Source organism: Streptomyces sp. NPDC001194 (assembly GCF_042896985.1).
In the GTDB taxonomy this organism is placed as follows: domain Bacteria; phylum Actinomycetota; class Actinomycetes; order Streptomycetales; family Streptomycetaceae; genus Streptomyces.
Genome location: NZ_JBIAXU010000003.1, coordinates 627,828 through 650,290, shown reverse-complemented (window position 1 = coordinate 650,290; position 22,463 = coordinate 627,828). Strand labels below are relative to the sequence as shown.

The window sequence follows — 22,463 nt, the reverse complement described above, 5'->3', positions numbered from 1 at the left end:
GGGCCCACATGACCGTGGCCCACCTCGACACGAAGGCGGGGAGTGTCTCCGGGGGGAGACAAATCATTACCGGGGGATACATATGCATATTTCCGATTTCCATGGTTCCGCGACCGCGCTCTCGGGTGAGAGCAGCGGCCGCCTGATGGCCGGCGGCACGACGCACGGCGTGGGTCGCTCCACGCCGCTGCGCGTCGACGCCCAGCGCAATCTCGAGCACGTGCTGCGCGCCGCCCGCGAGGTGTTCGGCGAGCTCGGCTACGGGGCTCCGATGGAGGACGTGGCGCGGCGCGCCCGCGTCGGCGTCGGCACCGTGTACCGGCGCTTCCCGAGCAAGGACGTCCTGGTGCGCCGAATAGCCGAGGAGGAGACCGCCCGGCTGACCGAGCAGGCCCAGGCCGCGCTCGGCCAGGAGGAGGAGCCGTGGCAGGCGCTGTCGCGCTTCCTGCGCACCTCCGTGGCCTCGGGCGCCGGGCGGCTGCTGCCGCCGCAGGTGCTGCGGGTCGGATCGGCGGGCGAGGACGAGCTCGAAGAGGCGCCGGTGCGGGTTCCGCAGCAGCGCCAGGCGGGCGTGACCGGCGGGGCTCCCGATCTGCGGGTCGTGGGCGCGCGGACTCCCGTCGAGGACGAGCCCTCCGAGGACGCGGGCGCGGGTGCGCTGCTCGAGGTCGTCGGCCGGCTGGTGGACCGCGCCCGGGAGGCGGGTGAGCTGCGCGGCGACGTCACGGTGGCCGATGTGCTGCTGGTGATAGCCACGGCCGCTCCGGCTCTGCCCGACGCGGTGCAGCAGGCGGCGGCTTCGTCCCGGCTGCTCGACATCCTGCTCGAAGGACTGCGCTCCCGGACGGCCTGAGCCGTACGGGGCACCGTCCTCGCGGACGCTCCCGCAAGGTGCGTGCCGTGCCCGTCTCACCTGCCGACCGGTTCACCGCCCGGTTCATCACCCGTCCGTCGACCGGTTCGTCGAACGGTCCCCGAACGGCCGCTCGCTCGAAAGAGTGAGGAGCGGTACGGGGTTTCACGTGATGTTGCCCGGACGAGTGGATGGTGGGAAGACGGGTCCGGCGCGCGCCCCCCGTGTGACACGCTTGAACGGTGTACCGGTTGAGTGTGGCGTGCGGGGGCTTCCGCGATGGGCGTTGACGGTCGGGAAGAGCCGTTCGGCGGTGCCGGCGGCGAGGTCGAGGCGGAGACTCCGGCCGCACGCCAGGTCCCCGCGCAGCGCGAACCGCGCCGCGGCCGGCACGCGGCCCCGGGGTACGCCGGATCCGACCTGCCGCCCTCCGACGGGGATTTGATCGCCCGGATGCGCGGGGGCGACGACGGCGCGTACGAGGAGCTGTTCCTCCGGCACGCCGATTCCGTGCGCCGCTACGCGCGGACCTGCTGCCGCGACGCGCACACGGCCGACGACCTGACCGCCGAGGTGTTCGCTCGGACGCTGCAGGCGGTACGGGGCGGGGCCGGGCCGGACCAGTCGGTGCGGGCGTACCTGCTGACCACGGTGCGCCGGGTCGCGGCGGCGTGGGCGAAGACCTCCCGGCGGGAGCATCTCGTCGAGGACTTCGCGGTGTTCGCCGAGCAGGCGGCCGCGCGGACCGAGGTCGGCGGTGGCATGTCCGGCCTGACCGGCGACGACACCCTCGAACTGGGCGCGGACGTGCGGGCGATGCGCGAGGCCGAACAGTCGCTGGCGATGCAGGCGTTCCGGAGCCTGCCCGAACGCTGGCAGGCCGTGCTGTGGCACACCACCGTCGAGGACGCCTCGCCGAGTGCGATCGCCCCGCTGTTCGGGCTGAGCCCCAACGCGACGGCGGTGCTCGCCGGCCGGGCCCGGGAGGGGCTCAAGCAGGCCTATCTGCAGGCGCACGTGAGCTCGGCGCTGAGTGCGGGCGGGGACTGCGCGCGGTACGCGGACCGGCTGGGGGCCTATGCCCGCGGCGGGCTGCGGATGCGGGCGGAGCGCGGACTGCGCAAGCACCTGGAGGAGTGCGCGAAGTGCCGGCTGGCCGTCGGCGAGCTCAAGGACGTCAACGCGGGCATTCCCGCGCTGCTGCCGGTCGCGGTCATCGGGTGGTTCGCCGCCGGGTACGCGGCGAAGGCGGCCGGTGTGGTGGCCGGCGGGGTCGCGGCCGCGGGGGGCGCCGGGGCCGCCGCCGCGGCGGCGGGCGCGGGCGGGTCCACGGCGGGAGCGGGAGCCGGAGCCGGGGCCGTCGGCACCGGGGCGGCCGGGGCCGGCGCTGGTGCTGCCGGGGGGACCGCGGGGGCCGGGGCTGCCGGTGGTGCTGGTGGGGGCGCCGGTTCCGGGCTCGGGGGTGCGGTGGCTTCCGAGGGGCTCGGGCTGCCGGTCAAGGCCGCCATCGCCGCCGGGATCGCGGTCGCCGCGGCCGCGGGGGTGGTGTTCGCGCTGGCCGGGGACGATCCCGAGCCGGGGCCCTCGGCGCAGCCCGCGCCCAGTGTGGCGGCGCCCGTGGTGCCGCTCGTACCGGCTCCGCGGACGACGGCGCCGACGCATGCGGAGCCTCCGGCCGCGCAGGGCTCCGTACCTTCCGAGCCGGGGACTCCGTCCGCGCCCGCTCCCTCCCCCTCGAAGCCCAAGGCCCCGGCTCCGGCTCCGCCCGCCTCCCCGGCGCCGAAGCCCTCGCCGACGCCGTCCGCGACCCCGAGCCCGAGCCCGGCCAAGCCGTCCCCTTCGCCTTCGCCGTCCGTTCCGAAGCCGGCTCAGGGGTTCCGGCTGGCGGGGATCGGGCACGCGGCGTTCGGCGACCACAGCGGCCCCGAGCTGCAGACCGGGCGCAGCAGCTGGGTGTGGCAGCGGTGGGGGCTGCGGATCGCCGACCGGCGGTTCGCGCAGGGGATCACCGTGAACTCCCGGTCCTCGGTGGAGATCACCCTGAACCGGCAGTGCACCGCGTTCTCGGCGCGGGCCGGCGTGGACGACCTGTCGCTGTTCACCGACGGCACGGTGCGGTTCTCCGTGTACGGCGACGGGCAGCGGCTGTGGCGCTCCGGCGCGCTCGGGTTCGGGGATCCGGCCGCCGCCGTCGACGTCTCGCTGGCCGGGCACAAGACGCTGCGGCTGGTGGTGGAGCAGGCCGGGCAGGGCCGTCTGCCGACGCTGGCGAGCTGGGCCGACGCCGTGATCAGCTGCCGGTGATCCGGGGGGCTTCGGGGGTGCCGGGGGCTTCTGCGGTGCCGGGGGCTTCTGCGGTGCCGGGGGCCGCGGCTGCTTCGGCGACGAGGGCGGCCACCGCGGCCGGGGAGAGCTCCGCGCCCGCCGCCTCCTCCACCGTGTAGCGGTCGGCGCCCAGTACGGCGCGCGCGTCGGCCGGGAGCCCGGCGACGGCGGCCTGTTCCGGGACCGAACGCGGGTGGCCCGCGCGCCAGGCGGTGGCCGCCGCCAGTACCCGTACGGCCTCCGCCGTGCGCCCGGCCGCGGACAGCAGGACGGCCGCGCTGTCGGAGAGCGAGGCCAGGACCCGCTCGGCGCAGTGCGCGGCGACGGCGTCGGCCAGGGCCGGCCCCAGCTTCGCGAGGCCGGCCCGCGGGCCGTGTACGCGGGCGGTGAGGACGGCGTCGATGTTGTCGAGTCCGGCTGCGAGCTGCGGGGGCGCCGAGAACCTCGCCGAGACGGTACGGGCGAGCTCGCACTCGGCACGGGCCTGCCCGAGGTCCCCGCGGATGAGGGCGAGGAGCGCCGCGAGCATGCCGCCGTAGGCCTGGACGTCGTACACCCCGCCGTAGCGCTCGACTTCGGCGGCGACCTCCGCCAGCAGCCGGCCGGCCTCGTCGAAGTCCCCCGAGCACAAGGCGGACTCGGCGATCCGGGCGATGGCGAAGGGCACCTCGGTGTGGGCCCCGACCTCGCGGGCGAGGCGCAGGCACTCCTCGTACTCGATGCGGGCCCAGTCGTACCGGCCGCGGGAGAGCGCGACCTCGCCGGCGGCGCTCGCCACCTGGGCACGGGTCCAGCGGTCGCCGACGCGGTGGGCGATCGCGTGCAGTTCGGCGAGGTCGGCGTCGACGGACGGGAGGCCGCCGGTGAGGTCGATGGCCACGTGGGTGCGGAGCATGAGGGCGATGCCCAGTTCCCAGTCGCCGCCGTGGCGGCGGCAGTTGTCGACCGTCTCGTCGAGCCCGTCGCGGACGGCGAGGGGGTCGCCGGTGAGGAAGGTGGTCATCGGCCAGAGCATGCCGGGGAAGCGGGCGGTCTCGCGGCCGCCGTTGCGGAAGACGTCCTGGAGGTGTTCGGCGAGGGCGATGTTCCGCGGGGTGCGGAACTCCTCGGGCGCGTGGCCTTCGGCCTGGAGCAGGGCGCCCAGCATCCGCGTGCGCATGAAGCGCCAGTACTCGGGGGTGCCCTCGGGCGGCTCCGCCGGGTGGGGCGCCAGGACCCGCGCGGCCCATTCCGCGCCCTCGGTGCGGTAGTCGCGCAGCCACCAGAACCAGCCGAGGGCCAGGACGAGGCGCTGGCCGGTCTCGGCGGTGTGGGCGGTCTCGATGGTGTGGAGGAGGGCGGCTCGGAAGTTGTCGAGCTCGGTCTCGATGCGCCGGATCCAGGGCAGCTGGGCGGCGCCGCGCAGCAGGGGCTCGGCCTCCTCGGCGAGGGCCAGGAAGTGCGCGGTGTGGCGGCGGGCCGTGGCGCTGCGGTCGGCCGGGTGGGCCGCCGCGCGTTCGGCGGCGTACTCGTGGATGGTCTCCAGCAGGCGGTAGCGCATGCCGGTGTCGTCGTCGGGGTCGGGAGCGGCGACGACGAGGGACTTGTCGACGAGGGAGCCGAGGACGTCGGCGACGTCCAGGGTGTCGTCCGTGCAGACGGCTTCGGCGGCGGCGAGGTCGCAGCCGCCGGCGAAGACGGAGAGCCGGCGCAACACGGTCCGCTCGGGCTCCTCCAGCAGGTCCCAGGACCAGTCGACGACGGCGCGCAGGGTCTGCTGGCGGGGCAGGTGGGTACGGGAACCGCTGGTCAGGAGCCGGAAGCGGTCGTCGAGGCGGTCGGCGATCTGGCGCGGGGTGAGCAGCCGCAGCCGGGCCGCGGCCAGCTCGATGGCGAGCGGGAGCCCGTCGAGTCGGGCGCAGATCTCGGCGACGGCCGCCGGGTCTTCGGCGGGGGTGAATGCGGGGCGTACGGCGGCGGCGCGGTCGGCGAAGAGGCGGTGCGCGGGGGCGGGGGGCAGGGGGTCGAGGGGGCGGACCGTTTCACCGGGTATGCCGAGGGGTTCGCGGCTGGTGGCCAGGATCCGGACGCCGGGGCAGTGGATGAGGAGGTGTTCGGCGAGCTCGGCGGCGGCGCCGATGACGTGCTCGCAGTTGTCGAGGACGAGGAGCAGGCGGCGGTTCGCGCAGTGCTCGACGAGCTGGGCGGTGGGGTCGTCGGCGGGGGTCTTCTCGCGGGCGACGAGGGTGCTTTCGCGCAGGCCGAGGGCGCTGAGGACGGCGCCGGGTACGGCGGCGGGGTGGTCGAGGCGGGCGAGTTCGACGAGCCAGCCGGGCTCGGGGTCGGCGGCGGCCGCGTGCTCGGCGAGCCGGGTCTTGCCGGAGCCGCCGGGCCCGATGAGGGTGACGAGCCGCAGCCGGGCCAGATCGCCGCGCAGCCCCGCGAGCTCGGGCTCCCGCCCGACGAAGGAGGTGAGCCGGGGCCGGAGGTTCCCGGAGGGCCGGGCGGGCGGGGCGGACGGCTCGGCCGGGGGCGCCGCCGGGGCTACGGGGCGCGCGGGTGGTGCGGGTGGTGCGGATGCGGGGTTCACGGGTGACGCCGGGGAGCTGTGGGCCATGGGCCGGGCCGCGGGCACGGTCGCGGTCGGAGCCGCCGGGAACCCCGGGGATCCGGGACGCGCCGGGGGCGCGGGTGCGGCGGGGGGCCCGGGGTGCGCCGGGGGCGCCGGTGGGGCTGGGGGCGCGGAAGGCCCGGGCTGCGCCAGGGGCGCGGGTGGGCTCGGAGGCCCGGGTTGCGCCGGGGGCGCCGGTGGGGCTGGGGGCGCCGGGGGCGCGGGCGAGGCGGGGAACGCGGGTGCCTCTGGGGGCGCGGGTGCCGCGGGGGGCGCGGGACGGGGGCTCGCCTTCGGCACCGCCGGGAGGGCGGGGAACTTGGGAAGTTCGGGGAGCTTGGGGAGTGCGGGGAGCTTGGGGAGTGCGGGGTGCGCCGGGGACTCTGCTGCCTCCGGCTCTCGGGAGGGCCCGGGGGCTGCGGGGTGCGCCTCGGGCGCGGAGGCCTGCGGGGAGGCGGCGGGTGCCGCGGGCCCGATGCGCACGGCATGCGCCGCGGGCCGGGACTCCCCTCCGGCCGCCGGGGGCGCCTCGTACGCGGTCGGGGCCGGCGCCCCCGGCTGTACCGGGTGCTCCGCCCGGGCCCCGGAGGCTGCGGGGTGCACTTCGGTCGCGGACGCTCCAGCCGCCTGAGGGGTAGCCGGGGGCCCGGTCGGCGCCGGGAATCCCGGGTGGGCCGCCCAGGATGCGGGGGCTGCGGGTGCCTCCGCCGTCGCCGGGGGCGCCTCGTACGCGGTCGGGGTCGGCGAGGGTGCTTTCGGCTCGGGGGGCGCGGGGGCGGTCGGTGCCTGGGGTGCGGGGTGGAGGAGTTCCGCGTGGAGGGCCTCGAGTTCGGGGCCGGGGTTGGCGCCCAGGGCGTCGGCGAGGGTGCGGCGGGTGCGCTCGTACGCGGCGAGGGCGGCGGCCGCGCGGCCGGCCGCGCGGAGGGCGCGGAGCTGCTGGGCGCGCAGGGGTTCGTCGTACGGGTGCTCCCGGATCAGCGCCTCGATCTCCGGGAGGAGGGACGCCGGGTCGGTGGCGCCGCTGCGGAGTTCGGCGTCGATGCGGGCGCGGAGGGCGGCCGTGCGGTGCGCTTCGGGGGTGGCGGCGTAGCCGGTGCGGCCGGGCTCCGGGAGGTCGGCGAGGGCGGGGCCGCGCCAGAGGGCGAGTGCGGTGCGGAGGGTTCCGGCGGCGGTGGCGGGGTCGTCGGACAGCTGCCGGGCGCCTTCGCGGGCGAGGCGGGTGAAGCGGTGGAGGTCGACGTCGTCGCGGTCGGCGACGGCGAGGCGGTAGCCGCCGACGGGGTCGGCGAGGATGCTGTCCCGGCTCCCGAGGGCTCGGCGGAGCCGGGCGACGAGGGCCTGGAGGGCGGCCGGGGCGTCCTGCGGCGGGGTGTCGCCCCAGATGTCGTCGACGAGATCGGGGACGCTGGCGGCGGCCGGGCCGCCGGCGCGGAGCGCGAGGGCGGCGAGGAGCGCGCGCAGCCGGGCGCCGCCGATGGGGAGGGGGGCGCCGGTCTCGTCGCGCGCCTCGCTGACGCCAAGGATGAGATACCGCACCGGGCAATTCTGCCTTGCCGCTGCCGCGGCGCCGGGCGGTTTTCGCGGGGCCCGCGTCCCGGGTGCCGGTGAACGCCCTGCCTCCCCGGGTGCCGGTGAGTCCCCGCCGCGCCGGCGCTACGGGTCCGGGAGCCCCTGCGTCGGCACTGCCGACGAGCGAAGCCGGGGCGGCTCCGGGGGCACCGTCCCGGGCTCCCCGCCTCGACCGCGACGCCGCCGCGGGCATGGGGCGGCTGCTGCCGGTCAGCCGGTGCCGGGACGCCGGGACCCTGCCGGGGGCCGGCCCCCGTACCTCTCTGGACGCGCCCCGGCGGGACCCAGGAGCGGCGGGGCTACGGGGAGCCCCAGCCTGCTCCCGGGGCTCCGCCCCCGAGCGACGCCGCACGTGCCGGGGCGGCGGGCCGCCGGTGAGCGGGAGCCGGGCCTGCCCGCCCCGATCCCCTGCCCCGGCGGGACTGGACGTGCCACCACGGTGGCGTACGGAGCGCTGCACGCCCGGGAGCGAGTGCCTCGGCGCTCCCGGGGCGCCGCACGTGCCGGGACGGTGCCCCCGGGTGGGCGACCACGGCGCCGCTCTTGGAACTCCGGACGGGCGACCCCGCACGTGCCGGGCTCCCGTGGTCGGGCCCGATCGGCGCGGCACCCCGGTGACCCCGCGCCTCGAACACCGAGGCCGTGCCGTCCGGGGCGGCCCGGGGCCGGTGTTGGACGGCGGGCGGTCAGGAGAGGGCCGGGCGGGGAGTGGGGACGCCCTCCGGGACCGCTCTGCGGCGGGGGGTGGACGTGCCCGTCCAGCACGTGCCGCGGCGGGAGAGGAGGCGGCCCAGCCACAACTCCATCGAGACGAGTTCCGCCAGACCGTCCAGCGGGACCGGGCGGCCCTCCGCCGCGTCCAGGAGGGCCTGTTGGACCACCCGGCCCTCGATCAGGCCCGCGTCCGCCAGGAGCGGGGTCGCGAAGAGGGAGAGCAGGGAGGGGAGCGCTGCGCCGAGGCCCAGGCGGGTGGCCGTTTCGTTCGGGGTGCGGGTCGGGGCGCCCCAGCCCGGGGGGAGTTCGCGTACGCCCGCCGAGGAGAGGACGGTGCGCAGGATCGCCGCCCGGGCGCCCGGCTGGACCCGCAGGGATTCCGGGAGGGCGCGCGCCGCCCGTACGACCTGGTTGTCCAGGAACGGGGCGTGCAGGCGCTGGCTGCGGACCTCCACGGCCTGTTCGAAGACGCGGTGGTCGGCCGCGTGCCGGGTCAGCGCGGCGCGGGCCCGGGCCTCGCCGGGGCGCAGGGACAGCGGCGGGCGGCCCGCGGCGGTGGCGAGACGGATCGATACTTCCGCCAGGGCCTCCCCCGTCAGCCAGCCCGCCGCCGGGCCCGGGCGGGACCAGGTCAGGGCCGCCAGCGAGGCGTCCACCGGGTTCGACGCGCCCCCCGCCACGGCCCCTTCGCGCAGCCGGGCCGCCGCCGCCTCCATGCCCGCGCGGTACGGCGTACGGGCGAGCCGGCGGGCCGCCGCGTAGACGGAGAACGGGACCAGCAGGGACAGGGCGGAGTCGCCCGGGGCCGAGCGGGCCAGGGCGGCGACCGGGCGCAGCAGGTGGCGTCTGCGGCGGTCCATCAGGAGGTCGGCGAGCCGGGCCGGGTGGGCGTCGAGGACCTGGCGGGCGCCGTGCCCGACGAAGTGGTCCGCCGAGCCGGCCGCCAGCCGGCGCCGCTCGCGGGCGGCGGTGACGAGGGAGGGGCCGGGTTCGTCGGTGAGGGGGCCGTCGAGGTCGGCGTACGGGAGGGCTTCCGCGGCGGCGGCCACGACCACGTGGTGCAGCCTCGGGTCGGCGGCGATGGCCCGGGCGCGTTCGAGTTCGGCCTCGCGGCCCTGGGGGGTGGCGAGGTCGTTGAAGGTGACGGCCAGGAGCCGTTCGCCGGACTGCTTCATCACCGTGCCGGGTGCCCCGGGCAGGCCGGCGGCGAGGAGGGCGAGGGTCGCGGAGGCGCTGCCTCCGGAGAGGTCGGCGCCCACTCCCGGTACCGGGGCGGGTGCGCCCCGGGCCGCGCGCCGGTCGGCGGGGCCCATTCCGGGCACCGGGCCGGGGTCGTGGGGCGGCGTGTCGGGGGCATGCCGCGGCGCCGTGAGCCGGGCGCGCACGGCATCCACCAATGCTTCGCGTACGCCCTCCACCGCGCGGTCGGGGTCGGCCGTGGGCGCCGCCACCGCGAGGGAGGCCACCGGCTCGTACCCGGTGATCTCGCGCGAGCCCTCGCGCAGGATCAGCGCGTGGCCGGGCGGGATGCGCCGCACGCCGACGTACGGTGTGCCGTCGCCCAGTGCCTCCGGGCTGTCGGGGCAGGCCAGCAGGGTGGCGAGGTGGCCGATGTCGAGCTGCGCCTCGATGAGGTCGGCGAGGGGGAGTGCGGCGGTGGCGTACGCCGTCCCGCCCGCCCAGGGGGTGTGGAAGACGGGGCGGGCGCCCGCGAGATCGCCGACCACGGTGATGCGGCGGCCGGTCTGGACGACGGCGGTGTAGCTGCCGGGCCACTGCGTGAGGTGGCGCAGGGCTCCGCCGCGGGCGGCGAGGAGGGCGCTGCGCAGCTCGGCGTCGGTGGCGCCGCAGCAGCCGAGGACGGCGAGCCGGGTGAAGGGGTCGGCGGGGTCGGCGGCGAGGGTGCGGATCTCGTCGGGGCGCCAGTCGCCGACGGCCCAGAGGGGGTCGGGGTCTCCCCAGAGCAGTTGGGCGCCGACCGGTACGACGGTGCGCTCCGCGGGGTCGTCCGGGTGGGCGGTGTCGGCGTCCGCGAGGCCGCCGCTCACGGGGCCGCCGCTCGAATGGTCGCGCGGGCCGGATCCGCCCTGTCCGCCGACGCGGCCGGCCGTGCCGAAGCTCGCGGCGATACTGCTCCACCCGACCAACCAGCGCACCGCCGCCTCCCCAGCCTGTGGGCAATTGACCGGGGTGGGAACGTCGTGGTCAGCGCTGAGGGCGCAGCCGAACGGGACCCCGGGTGGCTCGGGGTCCATGCTGCCACGAGACAGGCGTGCGAGAGTGGCCGAGGAGGGCGCACATGCAAACGAACACGCCGTGGACACGCGGTATTTGGCGTTCCGTTCCCACCGCCCCATAGGTCGGTTTCGGCCATTCTTCGGCCGTACTGAGGCCGTACCGGGGTCGTGCCGGGGCCGCGCCGCGGCCCCACCACGGGCGCACCGCGAGTACGCCGCGGGCGCACCGGCCCCGCACGTGGCGCCGCCGCGGGCCCTGCGGGCCGCCCGGCGGCACCGGCCCGCGGGCGCGGTCCGGGAGGCGGGATCCACCCCCCGGACCGTTCCGCCACCCGCGGGGATTGAGGCAGCGGCATCCCCCGGCCCGCCGGTTCCACGCGGCGGGCCGACCCACGCAGGGCACATCGAATCGCCGGGTCCGGTGACCGGCCAGAGCGCACGGGCGGGCGCACGGCCACACGCACGGAGCACGGAAGGGGGCGTGCGCCCGCGGCGCGGACCCCGCCCCGACTGTGCGGGCGGACAACAATCCCGCCATCCGGAAGTCGGGGCCTTAACGCTTGGGAGGCGGGGAACTACGCTGGGTTTACGAAATGCCGGGCAACTATGCCCCGGCGGCGTATGCGTTGTGTGCGTTCCGCGTGTGACGAGGGGTGGCGCATGTCCAGGGAGCTCCGCGAGCCCAACGAGAAGCTCGGCGCCGTCCTCGCCCTCGCCGGCATCAGCAACGCCGGGCTGGCCCGGCGGGTCAACGACCTCGGCGCACAACGCGGCCTGACGCTTCGCTACGACAAGACGTCGGTGGCCCGGTGGGTGTCGAAGGGGATGGTGCCGCAGGGCGCGGCCCCGCATCTGATCGCCGCCGCCATCGGCGCGAAGCTGGGGCGGCCGGTGCCGCTGCACGAGATCGGGCTGGCGGACGCGGACCCCGCGCCCGAGGTCGGTCTGGCCTTCCCGCGGGACGTGGGCGAGGCGGTGCGCTCGGCCACCGATCTGTACCGGCTCGACCTCGCCGGCCGCCGGGGCGGTGCGGGCGGCAGTGGCGGGATCTGGCAGTCGCTGGCCGGCTCCTTCGCGGTGTCCGCCTACGCGACGCCCGCCTCGCGCTGGCTGATATCTCCCGCGGACGGTTCGGTGGCCCGCGAACCCGCGGCCCCGCCCCGCGAGACCGTGGCGTCACGCGAGCCGGCGGCGGGCACGGCATCGCCCTCGCCGATGTCCTCTTCGCCGTCTTCTTCCGCGGCTGCGTCCGCGTCCTCGTCCTCTTCTTCGTCATCGGGTCTGCCCGCGCAGTCTTCGGGTGAAACGCCGCACGCCCCGCCGGCGCCCGCCACGGTCGCGGGGCTGTACGACCCGGCGCCGCAGCGCGTGGGCCACAGCGACGTGACCAAGCTGCGCGAGGCGGCCGAGGACGCGCGCCGCTGGGACTCCAAGTACGGCGGCGGGGACTGGCGTTCGTCGATGGTGCCCGAATGCCTGCGCGTCGACGCGGCGCCGCTGCTGCTCGGCTCGTACAGCGACGACGTGGGGCGCGCGCTGTTCGGCGCGACCGCCGAACTGACTCGGCTGGCCGGGTGGATGGCCTTCGACACCGGCCAGCAGGAGGCGGCCCAGCGCTACTACATCCAGGCGCTGCGGCTGGCCCGCGCGGCCGCCGACGTGCCTCTGGGCGGGTACGTACTGGCGTCCATGTCGCTCCAGGCGACGTACCGGGACTTCCCCGACGAGGGCGTGGACCTCGCGCAGGCTGCCGTGGAGCGCAACCGCGGCCTGGCCACGGCGCGGACCATGAGCTTCTTCCGGCTCGTCGAGGCGCGGGCGCACGCGAAGGCGGGCGATTCGGCGGCCGCCGGGGCTGCGCTGCGGGCGGCGGAGGGCTGGCTGGAGCGGGCCCGCGAGGGCGACCCGGATCCGACCTGGCTCGGCTTCTACTCGTACGACCGCTTCGCGGCGGACGCGGCCGAGTGCTACCGGGACCTCAAGCTGCCGCGGCAGGTCCGGCGCTTCACCGAGCAGGCGCTCTCGCGCCCGACGGAGGAGTACGTGCGCTCGCACGGGCTGCGGCTGGTGGTCAGCGCGGTCGCGGAGCTGGAGTCGGGCAATCTGGACGCGGCGTGCGCGGCCGGCACCCGGGCGGTGGAGGTCGCGGGCCGGATCTCCTCGGCGCGCACGACCGAGTACGTACGGGACCTGCTGCACCGGCTCGAACCGTACGGGGACGAGCCGCGCGTGGCGGAGCTGCGGGAGCGGGCACGGCCGCTGCTGGTGGCGCAGGCGTAGGGCTGCCGGTGGCGCGGGCGTGGCGCCGGCGGTGACACGGGTGTGAAGCCGCCGGTGACACGGGCGGGACGTCGGCGGATGGCGCGGGCGTGGGGCCGCCGGTGGCGCGGGTGGAGAGCCGGCGGTGACACAGGCGGGACGTCGCCGGATGGCGCGGTGGAGAGCCGGCGGGCCACGCGGGTGCGGACCCGCGTGGCCGCATTGTCAGTGGCGGGGTGCAGTATGCAGGGGTGGGAGGTGGCGGCTTGGGCGGCGGCATGGGCGGCGTGGGCAACGCGGGCAGGGTCGACTGCGATGTGCTGGTGATCGGCGGCGGCATCGTCGGCCTGTCGACGGCGCACGCCCTGGCACAGCTGGCTCCGGGGACGCGCGTGGTGGTGCTGGAGAAGGAGTCCGGCCCCGCCCGGCACCAGACGGGCCGCAACAGCGGGGTGATCCACAGCGGGATCTACTACAAGCCGGGATCGCTCAAGGCGCGCTTCGCTGTGCGCGGCGCCGCCGAGATGGTGAAGTTCTGCGCCGAGCACGGCATCGACCACGAGGTCACCGGGAAGCTGATCGTCGCCACCGGGCGGGACGAGCTGCCGCGGCTGCACGCGCTCGTGCAGCGGGGCCGGGAGAACGGCATCCCGGTGCGCGAGCTGGGCCCGGCTCAGATCTCGGAGTACGAGCCGCAGGTGCAGGGCCTGGCCGCGATCCACGTCGGCACCACCGGGATCGTGGACTACGGGCAGGTGGCGCGGCAGCTCGCGGAGTCCTCCGGGGCGGAGATCGTGTACGGCGGCGCGGTGGACCTGATCTCGCGGCGGCCGAGCGGGATCGCGGTGCGGACGACGGCGGGGCTCGTGGTGCGGGCGCGGGTGCTGGTGAACTGCGCGGGCCTGCAGTGCGACCGGGTCGCGCGGCTGGCCGGGGACGACCCGGGCATGCGGATCGTGCCGTTCCGCGGCGAGTACTACGACTTGGCACGGCCGGACCTGGTCCGCGGGCTGGTCTACCCCGTCCCGGACCCGGCGTTCCCCTTCCTCGGCGTGCACCTGACGCGGGGCATCGGCGGCGGGGTCCACGTCGGGCCGAACGCCGTGCCGGCGCTGGCGCGCGAGGGGTACGGGTGGGGCGTGGTCCGGCCGCGGGACGTCGCGGACGAGCTGGCCTGGCCGGGTTCCTGGCGGATGGCCCTGCGGCACTGGCGGTACGGGGCGGGCGAGATCCATCGCTCGCTGTCGAAGCAGGCGTTCACGGAGGCGGTGCGGCGGCTGCTGCCGGCGGTCTCGGCGGCGGACCTGGCACCGGCCGGGTCCGGGGTCCGGGCGCAGGCGGTCCTGCGGGACGGGACGCTCGTGGACGACTTCCTGATCAAGGAGGGGCCGCGGGCGGTGCACGTGCTGAACGCGCCGTCGCCGGCCGCCACCGCCTCGCTGCCGATCGGGCGCGAGATCGCCCGCCGGGCGCTGGCCTCGCTGCGCGCTTCCTGAGGCCGGGCCTCGACGGCGCTCCGTGTCGGCGGACGGGTGGGGGCGGGGTCGTAGAATCTGGGCATTGTGTCTGAGTCCCTCACCCCCCAGCCCAGCGCCCCGGAGACCGTGCCGGAGGCGAATTCCTACGTGCCCCCGAAGTGGCGGACCGAGCCGCGGTTTCCCGACGGGCCCGCCCCCGATCCGGCCGGTTCGCACCACGAGCGGCGGATCCGGAGCTTCCAGCCGCGGCGCAGCCGGGTCACCACCGGACAGGGCGAAGCCCTGAAGCGGCTCTGGGGGACCTGGGGGCTCGACATCGACGGGCATTCCGTCATCGATCTCGACGACATGTTCGGCGGACTCCCCGTCGTGCTCGAGATCGGCTTCGGGATGGGCGAGGCCACCGCGCAGATGGCCGCCGCCGATCCCTCGACCGGGATCCTCGCCGCCGACGTGCACACCCCCGGCCAGGGGAACCTGCTCGCGCTCGCCGAGCGCGGCGGGATGACCAACGTCCGCGTCGCCAACGGCGACGCCATCATCCTGCTCCGCGAGATGCTGGCGCCCGACTCCCTCTCCGGCCTGCGCGTGTACTTCCCGGACCCGTGGCCCAAGGCCCGCCACCACAAGCGGCGGCTGATCCAGCCCGAGTTCCTCGACCTGGCCGCGACCCGCCTGGCCCCCGGGGCCGTACTGCACTGCGCGACCGACTGGGAGCCGTACGCCGAGCAGATGCTCGAAGTGCTCTCCGCCCACCCGGAGTTCGAGAACACCCAGGCGGACGGCGGCTACGCGCCGCGGCCCGACTTCCGGCCGCTCACCCGCTTCGAGGGGCAGGGCCTCGACAAGGGGCACGTCGTCCACGATCTGCTGTTCGCGCGCCGGGGCCGCGTTTCCCCGAACGAGTAGAGAAACCACGTACGTCACTCCGCGTGTCAGAGTGGCTCGCTAGAGTCATCGTGTGTTCCGAGCCCGTGCGTGCGTGTTCGCCGTGCTGTCGGTATCGGGGCTGGCGATCCTCGAACTCGTGCGGGAGCAGACAGGCACCGCGGGGTTCTTCGTCGGCCTCGGGCTGGCCGTGCTGCCGGTGCCGCCGCTCTTGGCGGCCTTCCGGTGGCTCGGCCGGGCCGCGCCCCGCCCCTGGGCGCAGTTGCTCTTCTGCTTCGGCTGGGGCGCCTGCACCGCGGCCCTGATCGCGATACTGGCCAACAACTTCGCCACCGAGTGGATAGCGGAGGCCACCGCCGACGCCTCGGCCGCCGACCGGCTCGGCTCGGTGGCGATCGCCCCGGTGGTCGAGGAAAGCGCCAAGGCGGCCGCCCTGCTGCTGGTGTTCGCCTTCCGAAGACGCCAGTTCACCGGCCCCGCGGACGGGTTCGTGGTGGCCGGGTTCACCGCCACCGGCTTCGCGTGCACCGAGAACGTCCTCTACCTGGGCAACGCGTTCGGCGAGGACGTGGAGAGCGGCGCGGCCGCGCTGGACTCGGTGACGGCCGCGACCTTCTTCGTGCGGATCGTGGTCTCACCGTTCGCGCACCCGCTGTTCACGGTGCTCACCGGGCTCGGCTTCGGCGCGGCCGCGCTGGGCGCGGGCCGGGTGCGCCGGATCGGGCTGCCGCTGCTCGGGCTGCTGGCCGCGATGGGTCTGCACGCGCTGTGGAACAGCTCGTCGCGGTTCGGGGAGTACGGGTTCTACGTGGTCTACGGCTGCGTGATGGTCCCGGTGTTCACCCTGCTGCTGTGGCTGGCCGTGCGGATAAGGCGGCGCCGGCTGCGGGCCGTCGCCGGTGAGCTGGCGGTGTACGCGGCCGCGGGCTGGCTGCGACCGGCGGAGGTGCCGGCGCTGGTGTCCATGCCGGCCCGGTCGCTGGCCCGGGCACTGGCCCGGTCCACGGGGGGCCGGGCGGCGGGCCGGGCCGTGGCCCTGTACGAGGCGGACGCGGCCGCGCTCGCCCTGCTGCGGCACCGGGCCCGGCACGGGGGTCCGGCGGGGGTGCCGGATTTCGCCTGCCGGGAGCGCGAGCTGCTGCGCCGGCTGTGGCTGCGCAGGGCGACGGCGGGGCCCGTGCTGGCCCGGGCCGCGGTCCTGGAGGAGCTCCTTCCGCCCCGGCCGGTCCCGCTCGCGCCCCTGGAGCCCCTGGAGCGGGTCTTCGTACCGCCCGCCAGGCGGACGCCCACCGACCTGACGGCCCCCGGCCGTATGCCCTCCGGCCCGACGCCCGTCGGCCGGCCGCTGCCTAAACGTTCAGCCCCTTGGACTCCAGCCACGCCAGGGGGTCCACCGTCGAGCCGCCCTTGCGCACTTCCAGGTGGAGATGGGGCCCGGTGACGTTGCCGGTGGCGCCGACGCGGCCGATGGTGTCGCCGGCGCCGACCGAGCCGGAGGTCACCGACATCGAGGACAGGTGGCAGTACCAGATCTCCGTACCGTCCTCGAGCTCCAGCACGATCCGGTAGCCGTACGCCCCGGACCAGCCGGCCGAGGTGATCTTCCCGGCGCCGACGGCCTTGGCGGGGGTGCCGGTCGGGGCGGCGAAGTCGAGGCCGGTGTGGTGGCCGGAGGACCACATGGAGCCGGAGTCCCCGTAGTGCGAGGTGAGGGTGTAGGCGGAGGTGGGGAGGGAGTAGCTGCCGGAGGGCTTGGCGGTCCGCTCCTGCTCGGCCTTGGCGTCGGCGGCTTCCTTGGCCTCCTTCGCCGCCTTCTCGGCGGCCAGCCGGGCGTCCTCGACCTCCTTCTGGGCGGCCTCCCGCTTGGCCTTGGCCTCCGCGGCGGCGGCCTCCTGCGCCTCCCGTTCGGCCTGCGCACGCAACTGCGCCTCGGCGGCGGTCTCCTGGGACTCGGCCTGCTGGAGGATGCGGCCGACGAGGGTGGCGCCGGCGTCCGTGTGCTGGGCCGCCTGCTGCGCGATGACGCCGGCCGACCCGGCGGAGGCGCCGCTGCCCGCCGCGGGGCCTCCGGCCTCCGCGTACCGCTGCCCGTCGCCCCCGCCGCCGCCCATGCCGAAGTCGGGCAACGAGGGCATGGATATGGCGACTTGGGGCCGGTCCTGCGCGGTGGCGATACCGCCCGCGCCGACAGCGGCGATGACGCCGACACCGAGCACGGTGGAGCTGCGGGCAAGTCCCCCGCGCTGCTTGGCGACCCGGTGCTTGCCGCGCGGCGGGCGGGCCGAGTCCTCGGTGGGGTTCCACTCACCCCAGGCGCCCGCGGTGGGCTCTTCCTGGAGCTCTATGCCTTCGGGGGCAGGCGAGTTGGAGGCCACCGGGCCACACTCCTCAGGGGGACGCACACGCGCACGGCGCCGTCTCTTGCGACGGCTGGGACGACCGCGCTGCGTTATCGAACGGTAATATACGGAGGGGAGTGATTCCAAGCTGTTGCGATGGATCGTTGGCAATAATCAGCCACCCTCCGCGCGGCCTTGGCCATCACTAAGGCGACTTAAGCGGATCAACTCGGGCAAAAATCAACCAAGATCCACATCTCTCCAGCCACACACACCCCTTGACGATCCGTCATAAACCTTTCAGGACAGATCTTTTCACTCACTCACCGTCACGGCGCGACCACGGGGACGGTACGTCGCCGCTCCGGCTCCCCCTCTCCCGGCCGGCCCACCGCGAGCAGCGCCATGTCGTCCGTCGCCCCGCCGCCCGTGTGCCGGCGCACATCGCTGCTGAGCGCGCCGAGCAGCTCGCCGGGGCCCGGGAAGACGCGGCCGGTCAGCCGCGCCGCCGGGTCGTAGAAGACCCCCGCCGCGTCGCGGGCCTCGGTCAGCCCGTCCGTGTACAGGAGCAGGGTGGCCCCGCTCGGGAAGGGCCACTCCTCGGCCCGGTCCGGCCAGGCCTCGGCCAGTTCCCCCATGCCGAGCGGGAGCGCCGGCTCCGCCGGGGCGAGGACGGCCAGGCTCCCGTCGGCGTGCAGCAGCAGCGGCTCGGGATGGCCCCGGTTGACCAGGCGCAGCACCTGAGCGCCCGTGGGGATCTCGCCGAGCACGCAGGTCGTGAACCCCTCCACCGAGTCCAGGCTGTCGCGCCGGGTGCCCTCGCGGGCGAGCGCCCGCTCCAGCCGCCGGGCCAGGCCCTCCAGCGTCGGCTCCGTCTCGGCCGCCTCCCGGAAGGCCCCGAGGACCACCGCCACGGCCTCGACCGCACCCAGCCCCTTGCCCCGTACGTCTCCCACGGCCAGCCGCACTCCGTAGGGGGTGTCCTGGACGGCGTACAGGTCCCCGCCGATGAAGGCGTCGGCCTGCGCGGCCTCGTACCGGGCGCAGACGTGCAGGCCGGCGATGCGCTCGGCGGGCTTCGGCAGGACGGCGCGCTGGGCGGCCTCCGCGATCCCGCGCGCGGAGGCGAGCCGCTCGCCGCTGCGCCGGACGACCCGGTTGATCAGGACCGCGAGCCCGGAGACGGTGATGACGGTGACCAGCTCGGTCAGCGCCTCGACCCTCCACGTGGTGCCGTTGAGGAGGTGCAGCAGGACCACCGCGAACGAGGCCAGTACGCCGGTGAGGAGCGTGACCAGGAGGGAGAAGAGCGGGGCGGCGATCAGCGGGGCCGCGGAGAAGAAGGGGGATCCGGTGTAGCCGGGCGGGGTCAGCAGGTCGAAGGCCAGTCCGACGGCGATCAGCACGGCCGGAAGCGCGCGGACCACCTTGCGGGCGGCACCGGTGCCGGTGCCGTTGCCGCGACCGGTGATGCCCTCCGCGCTTCCGCCCGGGTCGTCGCCGCCGCCCTGCTGCCGCCCCTGCCCCAACACGCCGCTCTCCTGCCCGGTCCCTCGCGCGGGTGCGGGCCGCCACCGCATCGCCCCTCAAGGCTGGCGGCAGCGGGGGCCGCACGGCGACCCGGCCCGGGCCGATCGGGTGAGGGCGCGGCGCGCAAGGAAAAGAGGAGGGGAAACGACGAAGGCCCGGCTCCCAAGGGGAACCGGGCCTTCGTACTGAGTAGCGGGGACAGGATTTGAACCTGCGACCTCTGGGTTATGAGCCCAGCGAGCTACCGAGCTGCTCCACCCCGCGTCGGTAAACACAACTCTACGTCATCGCGGGGAGAGCTTGCGCCAATTAACCTCCCCGCCACCTCCAGGACCGACATATCTGCAGGTCAGAGCCGTACGAACGGCCGGAAAGAAGCCTCGCATCAGCCCACGGCCAGGCGGAACGGGACGGCGGGTCACCCCGCCGGGACCTGCCACAGCAAAGCCACCGCGACGGCGAGCCGCGCCGGTCTACCGTGATCCCGGCCGCCAGCAGGGCCGTGAACACGGCGGGCAGGGCGTGGTCGAGGCCCAGCGCAGTTGCCCTGAGTTGCTGCTCTTCGTCTCCCGACCGGGTGGCCCCCTTGGCAGGTCAACAGACGACTTCAGGCTTACGAGACATCACCTGAGGAGCGGCGGCGGTCCTGGGCAACGATGGAAGCTACATCTCGCCCCGGAGGAAGCCGCCACTCAACTACATGCAGGCCGGCCAGCTCAATGACCTCCTCAGGCACACCCAGCCGGTGCAGAGGCGTTGCCTTATGCCGATCCAGCCAGGCGATACGTCTCGCTTGCTCACGCGGCTCGAGGCCTTGCCACGAGTCAAGGACTACCCCCGGCGCCGGCGCTTCGCCTGGCGGCCGCTGAGCAACGATGTGGCGTACGAACGGGATGTACCCCGGATCTCGTGCGAGCGCGACGAGGCACCAGGCAGTCGTGTGGGACATAGATGTGCCATGAGCAGCAATGAGCCGTCGGGCTTTCCACTGCCAGCGTGGGGCGAGGAGCCACCTGGCTACGTGCGAGCTCACGGTGGGTCTCCGGAAAACCACGTCAGCGCCTGGGCTCGGCGAAGTTGCTCTCGGTTTCTAGCCTTCCATCACGTCCACGGCGCCGGCTCGGCAGAACACGTTGAACGAACATCAGCCCGTACGCTCCTCGTTGCCGGAGCTGGACGTTTCAAGCTGAAGCTCGCGCTTCCTCTGCTCTTCCTTCAGCCGTTCCACGTAGCGCGCGAACATCCTGAGCCGGTCAGCCTCAGGCAGCGGCGCTTCGTCGTCTCGACCTGCGTACTCGTCGAGCATGAATTGTGACGCATTGTAGTGTTTCTCAATGTCGTCAGCCGTCGACTGGAGGTTGTATCCGCGCTCACGGAATTTGAAGTATCCAGTCACGCCGGCCGAAATACCTACGAGTGCACTCAGGGCAGAGGCGGACAGCCGTAGAACCTGACTACTTCCCTCATTCATCGCAGCAAGCGTGGACGTGACGATCGACCCAGTGATGATGATGCCCTGAAAGAAGTTGTGGATCCGTCGATTCTTGTTCGCCGATTTCCGATACTGATCAATCAGATCAAGAGACGCTTCGCGATAGATACGGAGCCCGGAGGGCGAGTCGAGGGGGAGTTTGGCGGCGGCGGTCTGCCTGTCCTGGAGCGCGTTGCGCAGCGCACCGGTCCGGCTCACGATCTTCTTACGGTTCTTCCATAGTGCCCATCCCATCGCGATCCATAGGCAGTTCACGATGATGAGGCCAGCCCACCGAGTGAAGACAGGCTGTGACTCCCAGAGCCCCACGATGACCGTGTAGCCCAGGAGGAAGGTGAGGGTGACGCCACCCATCAGGGACAGGGCGTAGATCCTCTGGAACGTCCGCGAAGTCCGAAGATCATCTTCGATCTCATCAAAGATCTTTACGCTGTCTCGGTAATCCAGCTGACGCTGCGCCTCATCCGCCTCAGAGATGAAAGCAGTCGACTCAGTACTCCCCTGACTCATTCGCGGCACCCGCCTAGTTCCACTCATCCCAGAAGTCGCTGAATATCCGGACCTTCAGCGACACAAGTTGGCGAGCGTAAATCCGACTCAACGGGTGAGCAAGAGCGACTTACGGGCCATTCTCGCTAGGTGAAGTCGAGCCAAGATCCTCATGGCAAAAAACAGCCCTTCCGACTAGGAGCGAGACCCGTTGAAGTCAGATTCGAGCCATGATCGAAATCCATTGCAAGGTGTCATCGAGTTGGTCTCCTGGTAAGGATCTCCCCCCGGAGAGTGGCGACCGCGTGTTGCTTGACGCTGGCTCCTTCACCAAATCAGCAGCGTCAGCCATCCCCCCTCGGGACGGCGGTGCTCCGCTCCGGCTGTTGTGCGTGCGACGCATCGCCTCTTTGCGCTGCGCCCATTCCATAGGTGCGGACGGGCGCTGCGAGAGGTCGTGGCCATGCGCTCAACGCTGCGGCTTCCCCGCCGGGACCTGCCCGCTCTAGGCTTCACGGCCTAACCGGGGGTGGAGTCGTGGACGTGCCGAACGTTGTCGGGGACTGGCAGGAGTATCAGTCCAAGGAGTGGGCCGGCCTGCGCGTGCGCGTGCATGGCCTCAGGAAGGCCGTACCACCGCGCGGCCGTGACCAGGATGCCAAGGGGCTGACGTACATCTGCTTCCAGGTGACGTTCGAGAACCGTGGTTCCGAGTACTTCTCGATCTCTCTGAGCTCGCATCCGGACCACTACGAAGTCCGCGTGGGTCCGGACGGGCACGGCGCCTTCATCGACGAGAGGGGCTCCGACCGCATCCGCGAATTCAACCTCTATCCCCAGCGAAGGGTGACGGCCACCCTCTACCTCGCGGCGCCCCCGACGAAGCTCAAGCAGCTGGACATCCAGGTCAGTCCGTACATCGACGGCGAGTCGTCGTTCGGGTACGTGTGGGTGGGCGGGCTCGGAGTGCACGAGGGCTCCACGCGTCTCGGATCCCGCGCATCGACAGCGGAACCAGGTGTCGCCAGTGAAGTCGAGCGCTTCTTGAAGGCGACGGCCTCCGACGACGCCTGACGCGCCCTTCCCCCTGCGCCGACAGGTCGTGTGGGCGCGAGTCGGGCAAGCGCGCGAAGGCGCTCCGGCGGCGACGGTCCCGCATCGGGCCGGGAATGCCGAAGCGCCCCGATCGGCCGGAGCCGGTCGGGGCGCTTGGCAGCAGGCCGGAAGGGTTGACCCCCGCCTGCGAGCAGTAGGCCATGTCGGACTCGAACCGACAACCAACGGATTAAAAGTCCGCTGCTCTGCCAATTGAGCTAATGGCCCGTGGGTGCTCACCCCAGAGCATAGCCGGAGACCAACCGTCAGCCGATCGAGTATCGGCTGACCGGGTCCGGCGCGGCTCACAAATCGCCGACAGGGCCCCCACGACGGTGTCGTGGGGGCCCTGTCAGGCAGTCAGTTCAGCCGCTGGTCCGGGAGTCCGGATCAGCCGTTGCGCTTCCAGCGGGGCTTGTCGTCGCGGCGGCCGCCGAAGGAGCCGGTCGAGCCGGAGCCGGAGGGGCGGTTGTCGTCGCGGCGGCCGTACGGGCGGTCGCTGCCGCCGGAGCGGAAGCCGCCCGACGGACGGTCGTCGCGGCGGAAGCCGCCACGGTCGCCACCGCGGTCGTCACGGTTGAAGCCACTGGAGGGACGGTCGTCGC

At 74.5% G+C, this 22,463-nt stretch carries 12 protein-coding genes, 2 tRNA genes and 1 pseudogene; 7 read left to right on the top strand and 8 right to left on the bottom strand.

Translation table 11 applies throughout. From position 1 onward, the window contains the following. The first annotated feature begins 82 nt into the window (after nt 1-82). A complete protein-coding gene (locus tag ACFY1T_RS11115; RefSeq protein ID WP_390787889.1) occupies nt 83-853 on the top strand; it encodes a TetR/AcrR family transcriptional regulator in 771 nt (256 codons plus the stop codon). A 279-nt stretch (nt 854-1,132) separates the two neighbouring features. Next, the gene (locus tag ACFY1T_RS11110; protein WP_390787888.1) at nt 1,133-3,157 is read left to right on the top strand and encodes a sigma-70 family RNA polymerase sigma factor; all 2,025 of its coding nucleotides are present in this window, start codon (nt 1,133-1,135) and stop codon (nt 3,155-3,157) included. Here the strand turns inward: ACFY1T_RS11110 and ACFY1T_RS11105 are convergent. After that, a complete protein-coding gene (locus tag ACFY1T_RS11105) occupies nt 3,144-7,304 on the bottom strand; it encodes a BTAD domain-containing putative transcriptional regulator (protein WP_390787887.1) in 4,161 nt (1,386 codons plus the stop codon). The two genes, ACFY1T_RS11110 and ACFY1T_RS11105, sit on opposite strands and share 14 nt — an antisense overlap. Nucleotides 7,305-8,023: 719 nt before the next feature. Beyond that, a complete protein-coding gene (locus tag ACFY1T_RS11100) occupies nt 8,024-10,207 on the bottom strand; it encodes an asparagine synthase-related protein (RefSeq protein ID WP_390787886.1) in 2,184 nt (727 codons plus the stop codon). Nucleotides 10,208-10,948: 741 nt separating this feature from the next. On the opposite strand from ACFY1T_RS11100, the gene ACFY1T_RS11095 reads away from it, so the two are divergent. The 4 genes from ACFY1T_RS11095 to ACFY1T_RS11080 all read left to right on the top strand — a co-directional run bounded on the left by ACFY1T_RS11095 (nt 10,949) and on the right by ACFY1T_RS11080 (nt 16,354). After that, nucleotides 10,949-12,568: a sporulation protein gene (locus ACFY1T_RS11095; protein WP_390787885.1), complete on the top strand. Its 1,620-nt coding sequence runs from the start codon at nt 10,949-10,951 to the stop codon at nt 12,566-12,568. A 257-nt stretch (nt 12,569-12,825) separates the two neighbouring features. Continuing rightward, nucleotides 12,826-14,043, top strand: coding sequence for an L-2-hydroxyglutarate oxidase (gene lhgO, locus ACFY1T_RS11090; RefSeq protein ID WP_390787908.1), 1,218 nt, complete (start codon nt 12,826-12,828; stop codon nt 14,041-14,043). Nucleotides 14,044-14,151: 108 nt separating this feature from the next. Next, entirely contained in the window at nt 14,152-14,934 is a 783-nt protein-coding gene (gene trmB / locus ACFY1T_RS11085; protein ID WP_390787907.1) for a tRNA (guanosine(46)-N7)-methyltransferase TrmB, read from the top strand. Nucleotides 14,935-14,986: 52 nt separating this feature from the next. Next, a complete protein-coding gene (locus tag ACFY1T_RS11080) occupies nt 14,987-16,354 on the top strand; it encodes a PrsW family glutamic-type intramembrane protease (RefSeq protein ID WP_390787884.1) in 1,368 nt (455 codons plus the stop codon). Here ACFY1T_RS11080 and ACFY1T_RS11075 read toward each other — a convergent pair. From ACFY1T_RS11075 to ACFY1T_RS11060, 4 genes are all read right to left on the bottom strand, one after another. Then, complete coding sequence (locus ACFY1T_RS11075) at nt 16,263-17,288, bottom strand: M23 family metallopeptidase (RefSeq protein WP_390787883.1); 1,026 nt, start codon at nt 17,286-17,288, stop codon at nt 16,263-16,265. The two genes, ACFY1T_RS11080 and ACFY1T_RS11075, sit on opposite strands and share 92 nt — an antisense overlap. Nucleotides 17,289-17,581: 293 nt before the next feature. Then, nucleotides 17,582-18,832, bottom strand: a complete 1,251-nt coding sequence (locus tag ACFY1T_RS11070; RefSeq protein WP_390787882.1) for a PP2C family protein-serine/threonine phosphatase — start codon at nt 18,830-18,832, stop codon at nt 17,582-17,584. A gap of 140 nt (nt 18,833-18,972) precedes the next feature. Beyond that, nucleotides 18,973-19,046 (bottom strand) — tRNA-Met (locus ACFY1T_RS11065). Nucleotides 19,047-19,926: 880 nt separating this feature from the next. Beyond that, the gene (locus ACFY1T_RS11060; RefSeq protein ID WP_390787881.1) at nt 19,927-20,784 is read right to left on the bottom strand and encodes a DUF4231 domain-containing protein; all 858 of its coding nucleotides are present in this window, start codon (nt 20,782-20,784) and stop codon (nt 19,927-19,929) included. A 516-nt stretch (nt 20,785-21,300) separates the two neighbouring features. Here ACFY1T_RS11060 and ACFY1T_RS11055 point away from each other — a divergent pair. Further along, the gene (locus ACFY1T_RS11055; protein WP_390787880.1) at nt 21,301-21,837 is read left to right on the top strand and encodes a hypothetical protein; all 537 of its coding nucleotides are present in this window, start codon (nt 21,301-21,303) and stop codon (nt 21,835-21,837) included. 176 nt (nt 21,838-22,013) lie between these two features. Here ACFY1T_RS11055 and ACFY1T_RS11050 read toward each other — a convergent pair. Next, nucleotides 22,014-22,086: transfer RNA gene (locus ACFY1T_RS11050), tRNA-Lys, on the bottom strand. Nucleotides 22,087-22,248: 162 nt separating this feature from the next. Beyond that, nucleotides 22,249-22,463: pseudogene (locus ACFY1T_RS11045) on the bottom strand (RNA helicase); the annotation flags it as partial.